This is a genomic window from Streptomyces sp. NPDC001108, from assembly GCF_053598535.1.
On the sequence record NZ_JBSFKL010000001.1, the window covers coordinates 222,212 to 241,157 of the forward strand.

19 protein-coding genes are annotated in these 18,946 nt (G+C 74.1%); 6 read left to right on the plus strand and 13 right to left on the minus strand.

What is annotated here, in order from left to right; all coding sequences use genetic code 11:
• Positions 1-19 precede the first annotated feature (19 nt).
• The 4 genes from ACWC97_RS00930 to ACWC97_RS00945 form a co-directional block, all read right to left on the minus strand.
• A complete protein-coding gene (locus tag ACWC97_RS00930; RefSeq protein WP_450646609.1) occupies positions 20-1,159 on the minus strand; it encodes an acyl-CoA dehydrogenase family protein in 1,140 nt (379 codons plus the stop codon).
• On the minus strand, positions 1,156-2,343 hold the full coding sequence (locus ACWC97_RS00935) for an acyl-CoA dehydrogenase family protein (RefSeq protein ID WP_352276573.1): 1,188 nt from the start codon (positions 2,341-2,343) through the stop codon (positions 1,156-1,158). The genes ACWC97_RS00930 and ACWC97_RS00935 overlap by 4 nt, the downstream gene beginning before the upstream one ends.
• Complete coding sequence (locus ACWC97_RS00940; protein WP_352276571.1) at positions 2,340-3,308, minus strand: NADPH:quinone oxidoreductase family protein; 969 nt, start codon at positions 3,306-3,308, stop codon at positions 2,340-2,342. Before ACWC97_RS00940 ends, ACWC97_RS00935 begins: the two co-directional genes overlap by 4 nt.
• Before the next feature lie 169 nt (positions 3,309-3,477).
• Positions 3,478-6,156: a beta-N-acetylglucosaminidase domain-containing protein gene (locus ACWC97_RS00945; protein ID WP_450646612.1), complete on the minus strand. Its 2,679-nt coding sequence runs from the start codon at positions 6,154-6,156 to the stop codon at positions 3,478-3,480.
• Positions 6,157-6,448: 292 nt separating this feature from the next.
• Between ACWC97_RS00945 and ACWC97_RS00950 the strand changes: the two genes are divergently transcribed.
• Positions 6,449-7,204: a sulfite exporter TauE/SafE family protein gene (locus ACWC97_RS00950; RefSeq protein WP_352276568.1), complete on the plus strand. Its 756-nt coding sequence runs from the start codon at positions 6,449-6,451 to the stop codon at positions 7,202-7,204.
• A 62-nt stretch (positions 7,205-7,266) separates the two neighbouring features.
• Here the strand turns inward: ACWC97_RS00950 and ACWC97_RS00955 are convergent, their stop codons facing one another.
• Positions 7,267-7,545 (minus strand): metal-sensitive transcriptional regulator, encoded by a 279-nt coding sequence (locus ACWC97_RS00955; protein ID WP_352276566.1) that lies wholly within the window; start codon positions 7,543-7,545, stop codon positions 7,267-7,269.
• A gap of 98 nt (positions 7,546-7,643) precedes the next feature.
• Here ACWC97_RS00955 and ACWC97_RS00960 point away from each other — a divergent pair, with 98 nt between their 5' ends.
• Positions 7,644-8,225: a rhodanese-like domain-containing protein gene (locus tag ACWC97_RS00960; RefSeq protein ID WP_450646614.1), complete on the plus strand. Its 582-nt coding sequence runs from the start codon at positions 7,644-7,646 to the stop codon at positions 8,223-8,225.
• Positions 8,226-8,297: 72 nt separating this feature from the next.
• Here ACWC97_RS00960 and ACWC97_RS00965 read toward each other — a convergent pair whose 3' ends face one another.
• Positions 8,298-9,593, minus strand: a complete 1,296-nt coding sequence (locus tag ACWC97_RS00965) for an alpha/beta fold hydrolase (protein ID WP_385215770.1) — start codon at positions 9,591-9,593, stop codon at positions 8,298-8,300.
• Between the two features lie 106 nt (positions 9,594-9,699).
• Between ACWC97_RS00965 and ACWC97_RS00970 the strand changes: the two genes are divergently transcribed.
• Both ACWC97_RS00970 and ACWC97_RS00975 read left to right on the plus strand, forming a co-directional pair.
• Positions 9,700-10,863, plus strand: coding sequence for an ABC transporter ATP-binding protein (locus ACWC97_RS00970; protein ID WP_352276562.1), 1,164 nt, complete (start codon positions 9,700-9,702; stop codon positions 10,861-10,863).
• Between the two features lie 76 nt (positions 10,864-10,939).
• Positions 10,940-11,716 (plus strand): nucleotidyltransferase domain-containing protein, encoded by a 777-nt coding sequence (locus tag ACWC97_RS00975; protein WP_450646616.1) that lies wholly within the window; start codon positions 10,940-10,942, stop codon positions 11,714-11,716.
• Between the two features lie 25 nt (positions 11,717-11,741).
• On the opposite strand, the gene ACWC97_RS00980 is transcribed toward ACWC97_RS00975, so the two are convergent.
• The 4 genes from ACWC97_RS00980 to ACWC97_RS00995 form a co-directional block, all read right to left on the minus strand.
• On the minus strand, positions 11,742-12,692 hold the full coding sequence (locus ACWC97_RS00980) for an ABC transporter substrate-binding protein (protein ID WP_450646618.1): 951 nt from the start codon (positions 12,690-12,692) through the stop codon (positions 11,742-11,744).
• Positions 12,689-13,366: an ABC transporter permease gene (locus tag ACWC97_RS00985; protein WP_352276557.1), complete on the minus strand. Its 678-nt coding sequence runs from the start codon at positions 13,364-13,366 to the stop codon at positions 12,689-12,691. The genes ACWC97_RS00980 and ACWC97_RS00985 overlap by 4 nt, the downstream gene beginning before the upstream one ends.
• The gene (locus ACWC97_RS00990; protein WP_450646620.1) at positions 13,363-14,040 is read right to left on the minus strand and encodes an ABC transporter permease; all 678 of its coding nucleotides are present in this window, start codon (positions 14,038-14,040) and stop codon (positions 13,363-13,365) included. Before ACWC97_RS00990 ends, ACWC97_RS00985 begins: the two co-directional genes overlap by 4 nt.
• Before the next feature lie 78 nt (positions 14,041-14,118).
• A complete protein-coding gene (locus tag ACWC97_RS00995; protein WP_352276554.1) occupies positions 14,119-14,565 on the minus strand; it encodes a nitroreductase family deazaflavin-dependent oxidoreductase in 447 nt (148 codons plus the stop codon).
• A 165-nt stretch (positions 14,566-14,730) separates the two neighbouring features.
• Here ACWC97_RS00995 and ACWC97_RS01000 point away from each other — a divergent pair, with 165 nt between their 5' ends.
• On the plus strand, positions 14,731-15,297 hold the full coding sequence (locus tag ACWC97_RS01000; RefSeq protein WP_450646622.1) for a DUF4291 domain-containing protein: 567 nt from the start codon (positions 14,731-14,733) through the stop codon (positions 15,295-15,297).
• Positions 15,298-15,306: 9 nt separating this feature from the next.
• On the opposite strand, the gene ACWC97_RS01005 is transcribed toward ACWC97_RS01000, so the two are convergent.
• The gene (locus tag ACWC97_RS01005) at positions 15,307-16,323 is read right to left on the minus strand and encodes a phosphotransferase (RefSeq protein ID WP_352276550.1); all 1,017 of its coding nucleotides are present in this window, start codon (positions 16,321-16,323) and stop codon (positions 15,307-15,309) included.
• Positions 16,324-16,389: 66 nt separating this feature from the next.
• On the minus strand, positions 16,390-16,899 hold the full coding sequence (locus ACWC97_RS01010; protein ID WP_352276549.1) for a mycothiol transferase: 510 nt from the start codon (positions 16,897-16,899) through the stop codon (positions 16,390-16,392).
• A gap of 81 nt (positions 16,900-16,980) precedes the next feature.
• Between ACWC97_RS01010 and ACWC97_RS01015 the strand changes: the two genes are divergently transcribed.
• Positions 16,981-17,892, plus strand: coding sequence for an aminoglycoside phosphotransferase family protein (locus ACWC97_RS01015; RefSeq protein WP_450646625.1), 912 nt, complete (start codon positions 16,981-16,983; stop codon positions 17,890-17,892).
• Here ACWC97_RS01015 and ACWC97_RS01020 read toward each other — a convergent pair.
• A complete protein-coding gene (locus ACWC97_RS01020) occupies positions 17,889-18,914 on the minus strand; it encodes an LLM class flavin-dependent oxidoreductase (RefSeq protein ID WP_450646627.1) in 1,026 nt (341 codons plus the stop codon). The two genes, ACWC97_RS01015 and ACWC97_RS01020, sit on opposite strands and share 4 nt — an antisense overlap.
• Positions 18,915-18,946 lie beyond the last annotated feature (32 nt).

Here is an 18,946-nt window from a genome sequence, read left to right on the forward strand (position 1 = left end):
TCGCCCGGTGGGGGCCGGGTCAGGGCGCGGGCAGCTCCATGAGTTCGGCGACGGTGGCACGGTGCCGTCCGGCGGTGCCGTACGCGATCGCGTCGGCCTTGGCCCGCTTGAGGTACAGGTGCGCCGGGTGCTCCCAGGTCATCCCGATCCCGCCGTGCAGCTGGACGCACTCCTCCGCGGCGTGCACGGCGGCCCCGGAGCAGTACGCCTGTGCCACGGCCACCGCGAGCGGCGCCTCGGGGCTGCCGGTGGCGAGGGCGTCGGCGGCGTTGCGCGCGGCGGCGCGGGCCGACACGACGTCGAGCCAGAGTTGCGCCATGCGGTGCTTGAGCGCCTGGAAGGAGCCGACCGGCCGGTTGAACTGGTGGCGTTGGCGGGTGTGTCGGACCGCCTCGGCCAGGCACCATTCGGCGATGCCGAGCTGTTCGGAGGCGAGCAGTCCGGCGCCCGCCAGCAGGCCCCGGCGTACGGCGTCGACCGCCGCCGCGCCGTCGGCGAGGCGGGTTCCCGGGGCCCCGGTGAGGGTGATGTCGGCGAGCGGGCGGGTCAGGTCGAGCGACACCAGCGGGGTCACGGCGACCCCTTCGGCGTCCGTGTCGACCGCGTACAGGCCGTCCGTCGTCGGCACCAGCAGCACATCGGCGGCCGTGGCGTCGGCGACACCGGTCACGCCGCCCTCCACCCGGCCCGCCACCACCGCAGCGGGCCGGACCGCCTCGGGCGCGTGGACGGCGAACGGTACGGCGAGCACCGCGACCCGGTGCCCGTCGGCGATCCGGCCGAGGAGTGCGGCGACGGCCCCGGCGGGCTCGCCCAGCGCGAGCAGTGTCTGGACGGCGACGACCGCACCGGTCAGATACGGCGCCGGGGTCACCGCCCGGCCCAGCTCCTCCAGGACCACGGCGGCCTCGCGGTGGCCGGCGCCCTGGCCGCCGAACCGCTCCGGCACCAGCAGCCCCGCCGCGCCGATGCCGCCGGACAGGGCCCGCCAGAGCTCCTGGTCGTACGGGGCGCCGGCCTCGGCGCGGGCGAGCAGCGCGGGCACGTCGCCCCGGTCGGCGAGGAGGGAGCGCACCGCGGCCCGCAGGTCCTCCTCGGCCTCCGAGTAGAGCAGGTCGGGCGTGCCGGTCGCGTCGGCGGATACGGTCGGTGCTGTCATCGGGAGAGGTCCTTCCAGGCGACGTCCTTGTCGGTGCGCGGCTCGGCGGGCAGGCCGAGTACGCGCTCGGCGACGATGTTGAGCAGCACCTCGCTGGTGCCGCCCTCGATGGAGTTGCCCTTGGAGCGGAGGTAGCGGTAGCCGGCGTCCCGGCCGGTGAAGTCGACGAGTTCGGGCCTGCGCATGGTCCAGTCGTCGTACAGCAGCCCTTCCTGGCCGAGCAGTTCGACCTCCAGGCCGCTGATCTCCTGGTTGAGCCGGGCGAAGGCCAGCTTCATCCCGGAGCCCTCCGGGCCGGGCTGTCCGGCGACGAGCTGCTGGCGCAGCCGGGCGCCGGTGAGCCGGGCCACCTCGGCTTCGACCCAGAGGGTCAGCAGCCGCTGGTGGAGGTCGTGGGTGCGCAGTTCGGGGCGTTCGCGCCAGGTGCGGGAGACGGGGCCGATCATGCCGCCCTCGCGCGGGACGCGGGCCCCGCCGATGGAGACGCGTTCGTTCATCAGGGTGGTCTGCGCGACCTTCCAGCCCTCGCCGACCGGGCCGAGCCGGTGGTGGTCGGGGATGCGGACGCCGGTGAGGAAGACCTCGTTGAACTCGGCCTCGCCGGTGATCTGGCGCAGTGGCCGGACCTCGACGCCGGGGGCGGTCATGTCGCAGACGAAGTAGCTGATCCCGCGGTGCTTGGGCACGTCCGGGTCGGTGCGCGCGATCAGGATCGCCCAGCGGGCCAGATGGGCGCTGGACGTCCAGACCTTCTGTCCGTCGACCACCCAGTCCTCGCCGTCGCGCACGGCGCGGGTGGCGAGCGCGGCGAGGTCGGAGCCCGCGCCGGGTTCGCTGAAGAGCTGGCACCAGACCTCCTCGCCGACCCAGAGCGGGCGCAGGAAGCGTTCCTTCTGCTCGTCGGTGCCGAAGCCGAGGATGGTGGGGGCGGCCATGCCGAGGCCGATGCCGATCCTGCGCGGGTCGTTGTCGGGGGCGCCCGCGGCGGCGAGTTCGGCGTCGACGACGCCTTGGAGGGAGCGGGGCGCGTCGAGGCCGCCCAGCCCGGCCGGGTAGTGGACCCAGGCCAGCCCGGCGTCGAAGCGGGCCCGGAGGAAGGCGGTGCGGTCGGTGGTGGCCGGGGGGTGCGCGGCCAGCAGTTCCTGGGTCCGGCGGCGGAGTTCCGCCGCGTCGGGTGCGGTCATCGGGCGGCTCCTCGGGGAAGTACGGCGATCCGGCCGGTGCTGGCTCCGTCGGCGACGCGCTGGACGGCGGCGGCCGCCCCGTCGAGTCCGACGCGTTCGCTGACCAGGGGGCGGACGGAGCCCTCGGCGGCGAGCCGGGTGAGTTCGCCGTGGCAGGCGCGGACGGCGGCCGGGTCCTTGGTGTTGTAGAGGCCCCAGTGGAGCCCGAGGATCGAGTAGTTCTTGACCAGCGCGTGGTTCAGCGCCGGGGCGGGGACGGTCCCGCTCGCGAAGCCGACGACGACCACCCGGCCCTCGAAGGCGACGCACTTGACGGACTTGGCGTACGCCTCGCCGCCGACCGGGTCGTACACCACGTCGGCGCCGCGTCCGCCGGTGGCCTCCTTGACGGCGGCGACGATGTCCTCGGTACGGCGGTCGACGACCAGGTCGCAGCCGAGCTCCGCGGCGGTCCTCGCCTTCTCCGGGCCGCCGACGACCCCGATGACGGTGGCACCCGCGGCCTTGCCGAGCTGGACGGCGGCGCTGCCGACGCCCCCGGCCGCCGCGTGCACCAGCAGGGTCTCGCCGGCCTGCAGGCGCGCCCGGCGGTGCAGGCCGAACCAGCCGGTCTGGTAGCCGATGTGCAGGGCGGCCGCCTCGGCGTCGTCGAGGGTGTCGGGGGCGGGCAGCAGGGCGGCCTCGTCGACGAGGGCGTACTCGGCGAACCCGCCGTGCGGCAGGGCCGGGGTGGCGAGCACGCGGCGCCCGTCCGCCGTGCGCCCGCAGATCTCCACGCCGGGGGTGAAGGGCAGCGGCGGCCGCACCTGGTACTGGCCCCGGCAGAGCAGCGCGTCGGGGAAGTTGATGTTCGCGGCGAGCACGTCGACGAGCACCTGCCCCTCGCCGGGCTCGGGCACGCCGGTCTCCTCCAGCCGCATCACCTCGCTCGGTTCGCCGTTCCGGTGCACTCGCCATGCCTGCATCAGGGGCCTCCACAACGCTGTCGGCATTACCACTGCTCCGGCGCATACTAAGCGGTTGCTTGCCTCTCTGGGAACAACTCGCCCGGTCCCGTGGCCGCCCATGCGTCCGGCCCGGGCCGAAGAGGGCTTCGGTCCGGGCCGGACGTGTGGGCCGTGCGGCGCGCGGGGGTCAGCCGGCTTCGGCCGCCACCACTTCGGCGACCTGCGGGGCGGACGTCCCGGAGCGCCAGAGGAGCCGCACCGCGTCGGCCTCCGCCCCGGCCGTGTCCACCCGGGTGTAGGGGCCGTCGACCGCGCCGGCCGTGCGCCAGGTGCCGTCGGCGGAGCGGAGCTGGAGGTCGGCGCGGCCCGTGGCCCCGGCCGCCTGCAGCACGGTGACGAAGGGCACCGCGCGGGCCGGGCCCAGCGCCAGCTCCAGCGCCTCCCCCGCCTCCGGCGCACGGGCCGCCCGGTAGACGGTGCCCGGGTCCCCGTCGGCCGCCGCGCGCAGCGACGACCCCTCGGCGGCGGGCGGTCCGCCGGTCACCGCCGCCTCGTCGGCCGGGACGCCGAACTCCCGTACCACCAGCCAGTTCTCCTGGCCCGCGGTGGCCCGGGCCCGTACGTAGCGCGCCGTCGTCCCGGCGGGTGCGGCGGCGGTGACGTCCGGGGTTCCGGAGAAGGCGGTCAGCTGCCGCCAGTCCCGCCCGTCGGACGAATACTCCAGCACCCCCTGGTGGAGGTAGTCCTCGGTGCTGCCCGGCTTGCCCATCGCCAGGGTGACGGTGCCCAGCTCCCGCACCCGGCCGAGGTCGACGGTGACGCTGTCGCCCGCGGCGGGCGCCCCGTCGCTCCAGAAGTACGTGGTGTCGTCGCCGTCCAGCATCCGGGCGGCGGTGTTGCTCTGGTACGTGCCCAGGCTGGTCGAGGCCGTGGGCCGGCCGCTCACACCGAGGATCCGGTCGTGCTCGGCGGTGGCCGCGTCGACGAACCGGTCGAGGACACCGTCACCGACCAGCACCGGCACCCGGCGCCCGTCGAGTCCGGTGTACGTGAAGGACTTCGCCGCGGCGAGCTGCGCGGGCAGCCGCTGCCGCAGCTCCCAGGCCCGTGCGCCCTCTCCGGCGCGGGCCGCCTCCACCATCCCCAGCGCGGTGCGGGCGGCGGTGGCCCAGGCGGCGGTGGCGTCCAGCCAGGGCGCGGCGTCGGCGACGAAGCCCCGGTCCGGCAGGGCGACGCGCAGCCGGGCGGGCGCCGCGCCGAGCGTGTCGAGCGCCGCACCGAGCCGGGCGGCGTCGCCGTCCGTCCAGTAGCGGGCGAACTCGGCCGCCAGCTCGGGGGCCTGTGCCTTGTCGAGGGCCGAGCTGTAGTTGACGTCGGCGAAGGCCCGCAGCGCCTTCCCGGTGCGCGGGTCGCCGCCCGCGTACTCCTTCAGGCCCGCGCCCCAGGAGGTGCGCGGATCGTACGCCGCGTCGTTCCACGCGTAGTCGGCGACGGTGTACAGCGCGAGTTTGGAGGCGTACGGCTGGATCATCGGGTTCGCCGTGATCCCCGCCAGCCTGCCGGGCAGCCCCTTCTCCCGCCCGGTGAACGGGCCGAGCAGCAGCCGGCTGGTCGTGTAGTCGTTGACCGGGTAGTTGTCCCAGGTGAGGACGGGGTGGCCGAAGACCGTACGGGCGGCCTCCGCCTGTGCCACGGTCATGGTCGGCGCGACGACGCCGATGCCGGTCCACTCGACGAGGACGTCCGGGTCGAGCTGTTCGGACAGTGCCTTCTTGTACGGCGAGCCGGAGACGTCGTAGTACTCGGTCGGGACCATCTGGAGCGGCTGCGCGCCGGGGTGGGTGGCGATGAACTCCCGGTTGACCCGGTTGAGCAGATACGCCTGCGCCGCCCCGGCCGCACCGCCGCCGGTGCCCCACTTCGCCTTGTCCTCGGCGCAGTTCCAGTCGGTGTAGCTGATGTCGTCGAGCGGGACCGCGAAGGTGCGTACGCCGACGTCCCAGATGGTCTGGAACTTGTCGGCCAGCGCCTCGGCGTCGGCGTCCGAGCTGTAGCAGACCGAGAGGCCGGGCGAGAGGGCGTAGGTGAACTCCACGTGCCGCCGTGCCGCCCGGTCGGCGAGTTCCCGGATCTGCGCCAGCCGGTCGGCCGGGTAGGGGTCGCGCCACTTGGCGCGGAGGTAGGGGTCGTCCTTCGGCGAGTAGGCGTAGATGTTCATCTTGTGCTCGCCGTAGTAGTCGAGCTGGTCGAGCCGGGCCTCGTGCGACCAGGGGGTGCCGTAGAAGCCCTCGATGGTGCCGCGCAGCGCGGTGCCGGGCCAGTCGCGTACGGCGAGTCCGGCGACGGTGGTTCCCGGACGGCTCGCACGCGGCAGGACCTGGCGGAGCGTCTGGGCGGCGTAGTAGGTGCCCGTGACGTCCTTGCCCGCCAGCACGATGCGGTCGGCGCCGATGCCGAGCACGTATCCCTCGGCCGGCAGCGCGGACGGGTCGTCGATCCGTTGCGCGGCGAGCGCGGCCGGGTCGCCGACGTGGACGGTGAGTCCGCCGCGCGCGGGGCGGTCGGCGCGTACGACGCGCTGGGCGCCGGCCCGGCGCAGCGCGCTCTCCACGACCTGGAGGGCGGACTCGTCGTAGACCCCGCCCGCCACCACGGTGACGGTCGGGCTGATGGTGATCCGGTCGGTGCGGGCCCGCGCCGACCGCGGGGTCGGGGTGATGGCGGGGACCGGCGCGCTCTCCGCCGCCGGGCCGGCGGGGCGGGGATGGTCGTCCGCCCGGGCGGACGGCGTCGCGGTCAGCAGGCCGCCGACGAGGAGGGCCGCCGCCGCGGAGAGCGCGGTGAGGCGGGAAGGGCGAGGTGTCACTGATTCTCCCTTGATCACTCAAGTCATCAGAGTCGCGCAACACAACTTCACCGAATTCAACATCATGGCAGTTGCATGTCAATGACACGGAACAAGCCGACCTCCGGTGGCGCGCCCCACCCCAGGAAAAATACCCCTAGGGGTATAGGTGTTAGCCTTGTTCCGTAATACCCCCAGGGGTAAAGCATCGCAGAAGGAGCCGCGTCGTGTTCTTCACCCGCACCCCCGGGGGCCCGTGCCCGCTCGGCCGCACACCGGGCCCCACCGGCCCCGTCCCGAGCGGAGGCGCGATATGACCGCGCTGGTCGTGGCGCTCATCGCCGGCGCCGTGGTCGGACTGGCGCTCGGCGGGCTGGGCGGCGGGGGCAGCGTGCTCGCCGTTCCCGCGCTGATCTACCTGCTCGGGTTCACCCCGGCCGCGGCCACCACCGCCGCACTGCTCATCGTCATCGCGACCTCGCTCACCGGGCTGGTCGCCCACGCCCGGGAGGGCCACGTCCGCTGGCGCACCGGAGGGCTCTTCGCGGCGGCGGGACTCGTTCCGGCCGCGGTCGCTGGGGCGCTGTCGGCGCACATCCCGTCCTGGGCGCTGACGGTCGCCTTCGCGGCGCTCGCGGTGGTCGCCGGCGTACGGATGATCCGGCCGCGCGCCGGAGCGGACGCCCCGGACGGCGCGCGCCCCTCGTCCACCGGGCGGGTGGCCGGGACCGGGGCCGGGCTCGGCGCGGTGACCGGCTTCCTCGGGGTGGGCGGCGGTTTCCTGGTGGTGCCCGCGCTGGTCGCCGTCGTCGCCGTGCCGATGACCTCGGCGGTCGGCACCAGCCTGCTCGTCATCATCGTGAACTCCACGGCCGCGCTGGCCACCCGGCTCACCACGCCCACCGTGCTGGACTGGGCGGTGATCGCCCCGTTCACGGCGGCGGCGATCCTCGGCGCCTGGGACGGGAAGCGGCTGGCCGCGAAGGTGTCCACGGCCGCCCTGCAACGGATCTTCGGCGTCGTACTGCTGGCCGTGGCCGTCTTCATGCTCGTCGACGCCGTGGCGTAGGACACGACGAAGGGGAGGCGCGGAACGAACCCGCGCCTCCCCTCGCTCCGCCCCCGGCCGGCTCAGGCCAGCGAGAGGAAGAGCTTCTCCAGCCGGGCCCGCATCTGGTCCCGGTCCGCGGGCTCCTGCCCGCCGTCGGCCATGCAGTGCTGCAGCCCCGTCGCGATGATCGCGAACCCGGCCCGGTCCAGTGCCCGGGAGACGGCCGCCATCTGCGTGATCACGTCCTCGCAGTCGCGCCCCTCCTCGACCATCCTGATGATCCCGGTGAGCTGGCCCTGCGCCCGGCGAAGGCGGTTGAGGACCGACTTCAGTTCGTCGGCCGCCATGTCGAGTTCCACAATTCCTCCTCCTCAATACCCCAAGGGGTATTCTAACCTGACCGGGGAGGGAGGGACCGCATCCCTCCTCTCCCGGTGAACGAAAGGAATCACTGCTCGTGACCAGCCCCGCATCCCTCTCCCCCGCCCAGGCCGCGGCCCGTCTCGCGGAGTTCACCGTGATCGACGTGCGCGCCCCCGGCGAGTACGCCTCCGGCCACGTCCCCGGTGCGCTGAACATCCCGCTGGACCGCCTCTCCGAGGCCGTGCCCGCGCTGAAGTCCGCCGCCGCCCGGGGCCCGCTGCTCCTGGTGTGCGCCTCGGGCGTCCGCTCCACCCGCGCCTGCGACATCCTCGCCGCCGCCGACATCGAGGCCGTGACGCTCACCGGCGGCACCTCCGCCTGGGAGGCCGAGGGCCGTGCCGTCGCGCAGCCCGCCGGGGCGCGCACCACCTGGCCGATGGAACGCCAGGTCCGGCTCGCCGCCGGTTCGCTCGTGGTGGCCGGACTGCTCGCCGGGGTGCGGTTCCCCGCCGCGCGCTGGATCTCCGCCGGGGTCGGCTCCGGCCTGGTGTTCTCGGCCGTCTCCAACACCTGCGGCATGGCGGCCGTCCTGTCGAAGCTCCCGTACAACCGGGCGCCGCGCTCGGCCACCGGGCTCGCCGACACGCTGCACGCCCTGCAGAACCGTCACGCCTGACCCGTTCCGCGGCGTGGGAGCCGGTCGCACCGGACCGTACGGTGCGACCGGCTCCGCGCGTCGTGGGCGCGCTCAGATCTCGTCGCGGACCAGGGCCAGCAGCCGGTCCAGGACCTTCGGGCCGCCCGCGCGGACCCCGTCGTGCTCGTACTCGTCGGTGACCCAGGTGCGCAGGCCCCGGATCGCGGCGGCGGTACTCAGCGCGTGCGCGGTGTCGACGTACATGTCGTCGTGGTATACGGCCGCCGCGACCGGCACCTCGTTGGCCGCCAGGCGCTCGCCGTCGTACAGCGGGGCCCAGTCGGTGCGGGCGGCGAGCAGCTCGGCGGTCTCGCGCAGCGGACGCAGCGCGGGGTCCACCTCGAAGTGCCAGGGGTGGATGCTCTCGCCGGTGAACAGCACCGGGCCGTCGCCCTTCAGCGCCTCGGCGGCGTCGAACCGCGGGAACTCGGCGCGGACCCGCTCGGCGGACCAGGCGGTGGGCCGGGCGTCCTGCCCGTAGATCGCCTCGTGCATCAGCGCGTAGAGCGGGTGCCCGGCGAAGGAGGTGGCGGTCCGCAGCGCCTCCTGGAAGGTGTCGGAGAGTTCGGTGCCGTGCGGGGTGCGGACGAAGGCGTTCTCCAGCAGGTAGTGCAGCTGGTGGCTGCCGCTGCCGCCGCCCAGCATGATGCCGAGCGACTGGAACGACTCGACGGTCAGCCGGTGCCCGGCGCTCTCGACGGGGCGTTCCAGCAGATGGGCGGCGATCTCCCGGGCGCGCTCGACGTCCTGCGGGTAGCGGGCGTAGTGGGCGGCTACCTTGCGTTCGATCCGGGGGTACGCGGCACGGTAGACGTCGTCGGCGTGGGCGTCGAGGGAGGGCAGCCCGCCGGTGATGAGGACGGCCTTGAGCCCCTCGGGCGCGGCCGAAAGATAGCGGACGGCGCAGAAGCCGCCGAAGGACTGGCCCAGGACCGTCCACGGCTCACCGCCGGTGAGCTGCGGGCGGATCAGCTCGCAGTCGCGCACGATGCTGTCGGACCGGAAGTGCGTGAGGTAGTCGGCCTGCTCGCGCGGGCCGCCGCGCAGCGGCAGGGTCTGCCGGTTGGCGGGGGTGGAAAGGCCGGTGCCGCGCTGGTCGAGCAGGAGCACCCGGAATTCCCGGACGGCCCGGCCGAGCCAGGCCTCCGCGCCGACGAAGCGCCGGGCGCCGAAGCCGGGGCCGCCCTCCAGGTAGACCAGCCACGGCAGCTCCTCGCCGGTCCGGCCGCTCGCCACGGCCTCCCTGCCGAAGACCTCGATCTGCTCGCCGCCGGGGTCGCCGTGGTCGAGCGGGACCGTGAAGTAGCGGTCGGTGAAGACGATGCCGGGTTGCCGGTAGCTGCTCACAAGGTGCTCCTGAATCAGTTGTGCCACGGACAGTTCAGCACACGGCCGTGACCCGGACGGCCGCGGCCCGGGTGCCGGGTCCCGCGGTGCCCCCTACCGTGCAGGCATGATCCGGTTCGAGCAGGTCGGGAAGGTGTATCCGGACGGCACCAGCGCGGTCGACGACCTGTCCTTCGAGGTCGCGGAGGGGGAGCTGGTCACCCTGGTGGGTCCGTCCGGCTGTGGCAAGACCACCACGATGATGATGGTGAACCGACTGATCGAGCCGACGTCGGGCCGGATCCTCCTCGACGGCGAGGACATCTCCGGGATCGATCCGGTGCGGCTGCGCCGACGGATCGGCTACGTCATCCAGCAGGTGGGGCTCTTCCCGCACCGCACCGTCCTCGACAACACGGCGACCGTCCCTTCGCTGGTGGGCTGGAAACGGGCGCGGGCCCGGGCGCGGGCGGCCGAACTGCTGGACCTGGTGGGGCTGGACCCCAAGACGTACGGCTCTCGCTATCCCGCGCAGCTCTCCGGCGGGCAGCGCCAGCGGGTGGGGGTGGCGCGGGCGCTGGCCGCGGATCCGCCGGTGCTGCTGATGGACGAGCCGTTCGGCGCGGTCGACCCGGTGGTGCGCGAGCGGCTGCAGAACGAGTTCCTGAGCCTTCAGTCGCGGGTCCGCAAGACGGTCCTGATGGTCACCCACGACATCGAGGAGGCGGTCCGGATGGGCGACCGGATCGCGGTGTACGGGGCCGGGCGCATCGAGCAGTTCGACACTCCGGGCGCCGTGCTCGGGGCCCCCGCGACCCCTTACGTGGCCCGGTTCGTGGGCGCCGACCGGGGGCTGAAGCGGCTCTCGGTCACCGCGATCGAGCCGGCCGACCTGGAGGAGCCGCCGGTCGCCCGGCTGGACGAGCCGGCCGGCGTCGCGGCGGCCCGGCTGGGGGCCGCGGGCGCCCGCTGGGCGGTGGTGCTGAGCGGGGCGGGCGAGCTGCACGGCTGGGTGGCGGCGGACGCGCTGCGGATCGCCGGGGACCACGGCACGGTCGGCGAACTGGCCCGCCGGATGGATGCCTGGGTGCCGGTCGGGGCGCCGCTGAAGCAGGCGTTCAGCGAGATGCTCCAGCACGACGCGGGCTGGGTCGCGGTCCTGGACGGGGCCCGCTTCCTGGGCGTGCTGACCCCGGCCCGGCTGCACGAGGCGCTGCGCCGCTCGGTCGACGCGGACGCCCGGGGCGTGGCCCGGGACGAGGTGCGGTTCGACTCGGTCGCGGACGCCTGAGGGCCCCGGCGCCGGGCCCGGACCCGACCCGGTGCCGGACCCTTGCCGTGTCCCGCCGGACGGCCAGACTGTCCCCATGACCGAAACGGCCGATCGGCCCACCGAACAGCTCCTCGACCGCTTCATCGATGACCTGCGCCCCGTCGTACCGCTGGTCGCGGTGTGGGCCCACGGGTCGCTCGCCGGGGGCGACTACCAGCCGGGCCGCAGCGATCTCGACCTGATCGCGGTCCTGGAGCGGCCCTGCACGGCGACGGAGGAACAGCGCCTGGGCACAATGCACGAGCGCCTGGACGGTGCCGTCCCGCTCGCGTCCGGGCTGCACTGCGCCTATCCGGTCGCCGCCGAACTGGACGACCCCGCTCGTCCGCACCTGGCCTGGGCCCATCAGGAGCTGCTCCACCGTCCGGTCACCCCCGTGACCCGACGCGAGCTGCACGCCTTCGGACGTGTCCTGTACGGCCCGCCGCCCGCCGAAGTCCTGCCGCCGGTGACCGACCGGCAGCTCGCCGACTTCGTCGTCGAGGACCTGCGCACCTTCTGGCGGCCGGCCCTGGACCACCCGGAGCGGTGGACGCGCGACATCTGGGTGGACCTCGGCCTGCTGACCCTGGCCCGGGCGACGGTGACCCTGCGGGACGGCAGGCTGATCACCAAGGGCGAGGCGCTCGACGTGCTCGCCGGACTGGGCGCCCCCGCCGAGGTCGTGGACGACATCCGCCGACGCCGCTACGGCACTCCCCCGCCCGCCGACCACCGGTGGGCCGAGCGGCGGGCCGGGCTGACGATGTCCTTCCTCGGAACCGCGATCGGTGATGTCGTCGGTCCTCCCCGCCCGGACCGCGGAAGGTGACCGGCCCCGACGGCGAGCGGGGGAGTCAGCCGCCCCGGACGAGCCCCTTGGAGCGCAGATACGTACGCGCGACGTCCTTGGGCAGTCGCCGCCAGCTGTCGACCTGTTCGTTGAGCCGGGCCAGGTCGGCGGTGGTCAGAACGGTGTTGAGGCGGTCCAGCGCGGTGCGTACGCCCTCGCTGCCGGCCCGGGAGCGGTTGACGACGGGGACGATGTAGTCGGCGTTCTGGAGGTGCCGGTCGTCGGCGAGCAGGACGAGGCCGAAGCCGCCGAGCGTGGCGTCGGTCGTGGTGGTCAGCACCATCTGGTCCTCGCCGTTGCGGACGGCCTGCTTGGCCTGGGTGGTGCCGACGCCCTTGGGGTCCACGGCGGTGATCCGGATCCCGTACGTCTTCTTCAGCCCGGGTGCGCAGTAGGGCCGCTGCACGCATTCGTCACCGGCCGCCAGACGCACCGGCAGCCCGGAGCGGCCCAGGTCGGTGAGGGTCCGCAGATGGTGGCGGGCCGCGTGGTCGGCGGTGACGGCGAAGGCGTTCTGGTCGACGGCGCGTCCCGGGTCGAGGACGGTGAGGCCGCGGGGGACGGCCAGCGCGCGCAGGGCCTTCATGGTGGCGGCCAGGTCGGGCGAACCGGCCGGGGCGGCGTCCGGGCCGTTGCTCCGGGCGTTCAGCCAGTCGGCGAAGGTGGCGGCGTACTCGGGTACGACGTCGATCCGGCCGCTCTCCAGGGCCGGTTCGTAGATCTCCCGGTTGGTGACGGAGATGATCTTCGTGGTGTACCCGGCGTGGTCCAGCAGGAGCGCGTACAGCTGGGCGAGGAGATCGCTCTCGGTGAATCCCGCGGTGCCGATGGTGAGGTGTCTGCTGTCGCCGGGCGGTGCGGTGACCTCGCCCCGGTCCTCCAGGGCCGGGCCGGTGGCGCAGGCGGCCGCCCAGAGCAGCACCAGCACCACGGAGGCCTTGGTGCGGGCCCTCATCGCGGTCCTTCGCCGCGGAGCCGGGCGGGGGCCAGCAGCCGGCCCGCCTCGAAGAGTCCTTCGACGATCAGCGCGAAGGCCGCGACGAGCACCGCCCCGGCGACCACCTGCGGGGTGGAGGCGAGGTTGAAGCCGGCCGTGATGATCCGGCCGAGCCCGCCGCCGCCCGCCAGGGCCGCGAGGGTGGCGGTCGCGACGAGTTGGACGGCGGCGATCCGTACGCCGGTGAGGATCAGCGGCAGGGCGAGCGGCAGTTCGACGCCCAGCATGAGCTGTCTGCCGGTCATGCCCATGCCCCGGGCGGCCCGGACCACGTCGCGGTCGACCTCCCGCATGCCGACGTAGGCGTTGGTGAGCAGCGGGGGTACGGCGAAGAGCACCAGGGCGACGACGGTCGGCCAGTCGCCGTGGCCGCCGATCGGGGTGAGGAGCAGCAGCACCAGCACGGCGAAGGTGGGCACGGCCCGGCCGATGTTGGAGATGTTCACGGCGAGGGCGCCGCCCCGGCCGAGATGGCCGAGGAGTACGGCGACGGGCAGCGCGATCAGGCTGCTGATCAGCAGGCAGACGACGGTGAGGAAGAGGTGCTGGCCCAGTCGGTGGGTGATGCCGTTCTCGCCGGACCAGTGCGCCGCGGTGGTGAGCCAGGACCAGGCGTCGGCGAGGGTCTTCACGACCGGCCCCGGGTCCAGGGGGTCAGCTGCCGCTGGACGAGCAGGAGCAGCAGGTCGGCGGTGACGGCGATGAGGACGCAGAGGACGGAGGCGGTGAGCACCTGGGCCCTGAAGTAGGTGTTCATCCCGGAGTAGATGAGGTTGCCGAGTCCGCCGTAGCCGACGATCGCGCCGACGGTGACCAGGGAGACGGCGGAGACGGTCGCGATCCGCAGCCCGGCCATGGCGGCGGGCAGGGCGAGGGGCAGTTCCACGGTGAGCAGCAGGCGCAGCGGCCCGTAGCCCATGCCGCGGGCGGCCTGCCGGGTCTCCTCGGGCACGGCGCGCAGCCCGGCGAGGATGTTGCGGACGAGCAGGGTGAGCGAGTACAGCACGAGCCCGGTGACGACGAGCGAGGCGGAGAGCCCGTAGACCGGCAGCAGCAGCGAGAACATGGCGAGCGACGGCACGGTGTACAGGACGGTCGTCAGGCCGAGCACGGGGCCCGTGGCCCAGCGCCACCGCCGGGCCGCGAGGGCGAGCGGCACGGCGACGGCGAGTCCGATGAGGACCGAGACCGCGGTGAGCTGGACGTGCTGCACCACGGCGTCCCGGAGGATCCCGCGGCGGCTGGTGAGATAGGCCCCGCAGATCCACTCGTTGCGCGCGAGGCAGTCGTCCGGGGGTGCGGTCACCCGTTCATTGGAGCGCGCCCGGCCGTGCGGGCGCGCGTCCTGATCGGCCGTCCGGCGGAGGGGCCGGGGCGGGCCGGTTCAGTGGGGCCGGTCGGCCGGTTCGAGGACGAAGACCGGGATCTGCCGGTCCGTCTTGCGCTGGTAGTCGGCGTAGTCCGGGAACGCCTCGACCGCGCGCCGCCACCAGCGGTCCTTCTCCTCGCCGGTGACCTCGCGGGCGTTCATGTCCTGGCGCACCGGGCCGTCCTGGAGCTCGACGCGGGGGTCGGCCACGAGGTTGTGGTACCAGAACGGGTGGGTGGGGGCACCGCCCTGCGAGGCGACCACGGCGTACGTCCCGTCGTGCTCGACCCGCATCAGCGGGGTCTTGCGGATCTTCCCGCTGCGGGCCCCCCGGGTGGTGAGGATGATCACGGGCATGTCCCGCATCGTGGTGCCCTCGGTTCCGCCGGAGCCCTCGTACAGCTCGACCTGGTCGCGGACCCACTGCTGGGGGCTCGGCTCGTACTCTCCCTGGAGAGGCATGAAGGTGTCCCGTCGTCGTTTCGTCGTCGCGCCACGCGGACCGGTGGGGGCGCGTCCTGCCACGTGGACAACTCTCGCACCTCCGCACGGAATCGGCCTCCACGCCCGCTTCCGGCGGTGGAAAAACCGGTCGCCGGGCGGTCAATGGGGTGAAAGCCTCCGGACATGACCTCCCCGTACGTGATACGCGCCGACTACGACCCCCGCACCATCGTGGTGTACCAGGCGTACTCCCCGGCGATCGCCGGTCCGGCCCTGCGGGCGCAGCGGTTCGTGCCGCCGTTCTCGTTCGGCCGGATGACGTGGATCAAGCCGTCGTTCCTCTGGCTGATGCACCGCAGCAACTGGGCGCGCAAGCCCGGTCAGGAACGTGTCCTCGCGGTGCGGATCACCCGGGAGGGCTGGGAGGAGGCGCTGTCGCGGGCGGTGCCGACGACGGCCGGTGCGGCGGCGATCGCCGGGGCCGAGGTGCACGTCCAGTGGGACCCGGAGCGTTCGCTGCGCGGGGCGGCGCTCAATCACTACAGCATCCAGGTCGGGGTGGGGCGCGGGCTGGTCCGCACGTTCGCCGAGGAGTGGGTCACCGGGATCACCGACGTGACACCGACGGTCCGTAGGATCGCCGAGCTGCGGCAGAACGGCCGGGCCGCCCAGGCGCAGCGGCTGCTGCCGCCCGAGCGGGTCTATCCGCTGGCCGGGGCCGTGGCGCGGCGGCTGGGGGCCGGCGTCTGAAGGCGCGGACTACAGCGGCGGTTCGGCGGCGAGTTCGCGCAGCCAGTAGGCGCCCTCCGGGTCACCGGCCCCGCCGAGGTCGTCGGCCGTGCCCGGGAAGAGCCGGCCCCAGGCGCCCGCCCGGCCGATCGCCCCGAGCCGCCAGGCCAGGCTCAGCGCCCGCCGCAGCTCGGCCCGGGTGTGCCCGTCGCCCGTCCACGCCTCCAGGTACGCGTCCCGCAGCCGGGGCAGGGCTTCGGGGCCGAACCGTTCGCGGGCGTCGCGGGCGGGGATGAGGAAGCTGTGGAAGGGGTGGCCGATCAGCGCGTCGCCCCAGTCGAAGAAGGTGTAGCGGCCCTGTTCGGGTGCGAAGAGCTGGCCGTCGTGGAGATCGCTGTGGTCGAGGGTGTCGGCGATGCCCGTCGCGGCGAGCTCCTCGCACCAGCCGACGAGCCGGGGCCGCAGCTCCTCCAGCGTCCGCCGCTCCTCGGGCTCCAGCGCGGTGTTGTGCCGTACGGCGAGGTCGAAGAGGTCCGGGAGCACGGTGGCGGGGGCACGGGGCACTCCGAGCGCCGCGATCTCGCCGGTGTGCGGGACGAGTGCGCGCTGCACCGCCGCGTACTGGCGCAGCGGCTCCTCCCAGGCGCGGGGATCGGCGGCGGCACCGGTGGCCGCGTCGAGCGCGTCCCGGAAGAGCGTGCCGCCCTCCGGGAGGAGCACCCAGCCCCGGTCCGCGTCCACGGCGAGCGGGGTGAGCACCCGCCCCGGCACCCAGCGGGCCAGGGCCTCGGTGAGCCCCGCCTCGAAGGCGCTGCCGGGCGGGTTGGCCTTGAACCAGACGGCGCGGCCGCTCCCGACGGTCATCCGGACCAGTACGGACCACGGCCGCAGCCGTACCGCCCGGGGCCCGGTCTCCCGCAACCCGTGGGCGGCGAGGGCGTGCTCCGCCCAGCCCAGGACGTCCGCCCGCCACTCGTCCCGTTCCCACGGTGTTCTCGCCGCGGGGTAGTCGCCCCGGTCCACGGCTGTCGGCACATCGATTCGCATCGCGCCATCCCATCACCGCCCGGGCCCGGTTCTCATCCGGTTTTCCGGGCCCCGGGGCGGCCGGCGCTATCCGTGTCCCAGCACGCCCCGGACGAAGGCCGCCTGGCCGGCGTGCTGGAGGTCGTCCGAGATGACGCTGATCAGCCGTACGCCGAGGGTCACCGGCGGCGACCAGGATTCGTCGACGACGTCGTTCAGGGTGCGGCCGTCCAGTTCGCTCACGAAGTCGAGGGTCTGTTCGTGGACGGCGTCGTAGTAGCCGAGGAGCAGTTCGCCCGACTCGACCCGGAGCGCGGAGACGTCCGCGCTGGTGTGTCCGTAGCCGGTGGCCTCGCCCGCGAAGGGCAGGCGGAACCGGCCGACCCAGTCGTCCCGGAACCACACCTGTTCGATGCCCGCGGCGTCCGCGACGTGGTCGTCCTGGACCCGGGTGAGATGCCACACCAGCCAGGCGATCGAGTTCGCCCTGCTGCCGATCCGGGCATGGAGGTCGGTGAGGGACAGTCCCTCGACCGCCGAATGCACGGTCTCCTGGACGCGGTTGAACGCGTCGGTCAAAAGGTCAGCGCTCTTCATGCCCTCACCTTGGCGGCCGACGGGCCGCTCCCGGGCCACCGACACGCCTCGGCCACGATGCCAGGCCCTAAGGTGGACCGCATGCCCCTCGACGTGCCCGCCGCCTTCATCGCCTCGTACGGTGCGAGCGGCGGTGAGTCCGGCCGTGCCTGGCTGGCCGCGCTGCCCGCGCTGGGGGCGGAGTTCCTGGACCGCTGGGCCCTGCGGCCGGACGGTGCCCCGGCGCACGGCATGGCCTCGTTGGTGCTGCCGGTGACCCGCGCGGACGGGATGCCCGCCGTGCTGAAGCTCCAGCAGGTCACGGAGGACAACGCCGGGGCCGCCACGGGGCTGCGGGTGTGGAACGGTGACGGAGTGGTGCGGCTGCTCGACCACGACGAGGACAGCGGCACGATGCTGCTGGAACGGCTTGACGCGGAGCGGCCGTTGTCGGTCGTGGCCGACGACGTGGCCGCCGTCCAGATCCTCGCCGAGCTGCTGGCCCGGCTGGTCGCGGTGGCCGCGCCGCCGGGGATCCGCACCCTTGCCGAGGTGGGCGCGGCGCTGGTGGACGGGGCACCGCGCGCCGTACCGATGCTGCACGACCGCGCCGGACAACAGTTGCTGCGCACCTGCGCCTCGGCGGTCTCCGACCTCCTCTCGGAGCCCGGGGACCGGCTGCTGCACTGGGACCTGCACTACGACAACGTCCTTGCGGGCGAACGCGAGCCCTGGCTCGCCATCGACCCCGAACCCCTCTCGGGCGACCCCGGGTTCGATCTGCTCCCGGCCCTGCACAACCGCTGGGCCGAGGCGGAGGCGACCGGCGACGTGACCGGCACCGTGCTCCGCCGCTTCGACCAGCTGACCGAGGTGCTGGGCCTGGACCGGCAGCGGGCGACCGGCTGGACGCTGGGCCGGGTCCTGCAGAACGCGCTGTGGGACGTCGAGGACGGCGAGAGGGCCCTGGACCCGGCCCAGATCACCATCGCCGAGGCGCTGTTGAGCCGTTAGGGGGTGTCCGGGCGGGGGGTGAGCCGCGCGATCCGGGCCAGCCGGCGCAGGGAGTCGATCAGGGCGGCGCGGTCGTACGTGCTGGTCGTGACGAGCACTTCGTCGGCGCCGGTCCGTTCGATGACGGTCTCCAGCTGCTCGGCGACCTCCTCCTCGGTGCCATGGAGGTGGCCGCGCAGGCCCCTTTCGTAAAGGTGGCGCTCCTTGTCCGTCATGGTCCGTGCCTCGATCCGCTCGGCGGGTTCGAGCGGCGGGAAGACGCCGTGGGTCCGTGAGTACGCCATGGACCACGCCTCCGGGATCAGGATGCGCCGGGCCTCCTCGGTGGTCCCGGCGAGCGCCACGGTGCCCGCCACGATCACGTAGGGTTCCGCCGCCCGGGCCGAGGGGCGGAATTCCCGCCGGTAGCGTTCGACGGCGGCGAGCAGCTTCTCCCGGCCCCGGAGGTCGCCGATCACCAGGGGCAGACCCGCCCGGGCCGCGATGCCCGCGCCCTCGCCGGTGGCGAGCACGAACGGGGGGATGCGCAGTCCTTCGGCGGGCAGGGCGTGGACCTGCGGATGGGCCCGCTGGGTACCGTCCAGCCAGCCGAGGAGTTCGTCGAGCTGTCCGGCGAAGCCGTCGGCGGCCGACCGGTCCTGGCCGAGCGCCCGCCGGATGCCGTCGGTGAAGCCCACCGAGCGGCCGACGCCCAGGTCGATCCGGCCGGGGAAGAGCGACTCCAGTACGCCGAACTGCTCGGCCACCACCAGGGGCCGGTGGTTGGGCAGCATCACGCCGCCGGTTCCGACCCGGATGGTGCCGGTGGCGGCCGCCACCGCCGCGGCGAGCACGGTCGGCGCCGATCCCGCGACGCCCGGTACACCGTGGTGCTCGGAGACCCAGAACCGGTGGTAGCCGAGCCTTTCGGCCTCCCGGGCCAGGCGCACCGTGTCGCGCAGCGCCTGGCCGGGGGCGTGGCCCTCGCGGACGCGGGAGCGGTCGAGCACGGAGAACCGGGTGGATGCGATCAGGGAGCTCACACCATGGTCCAACGCGCGCGGGGCGCGGGCAT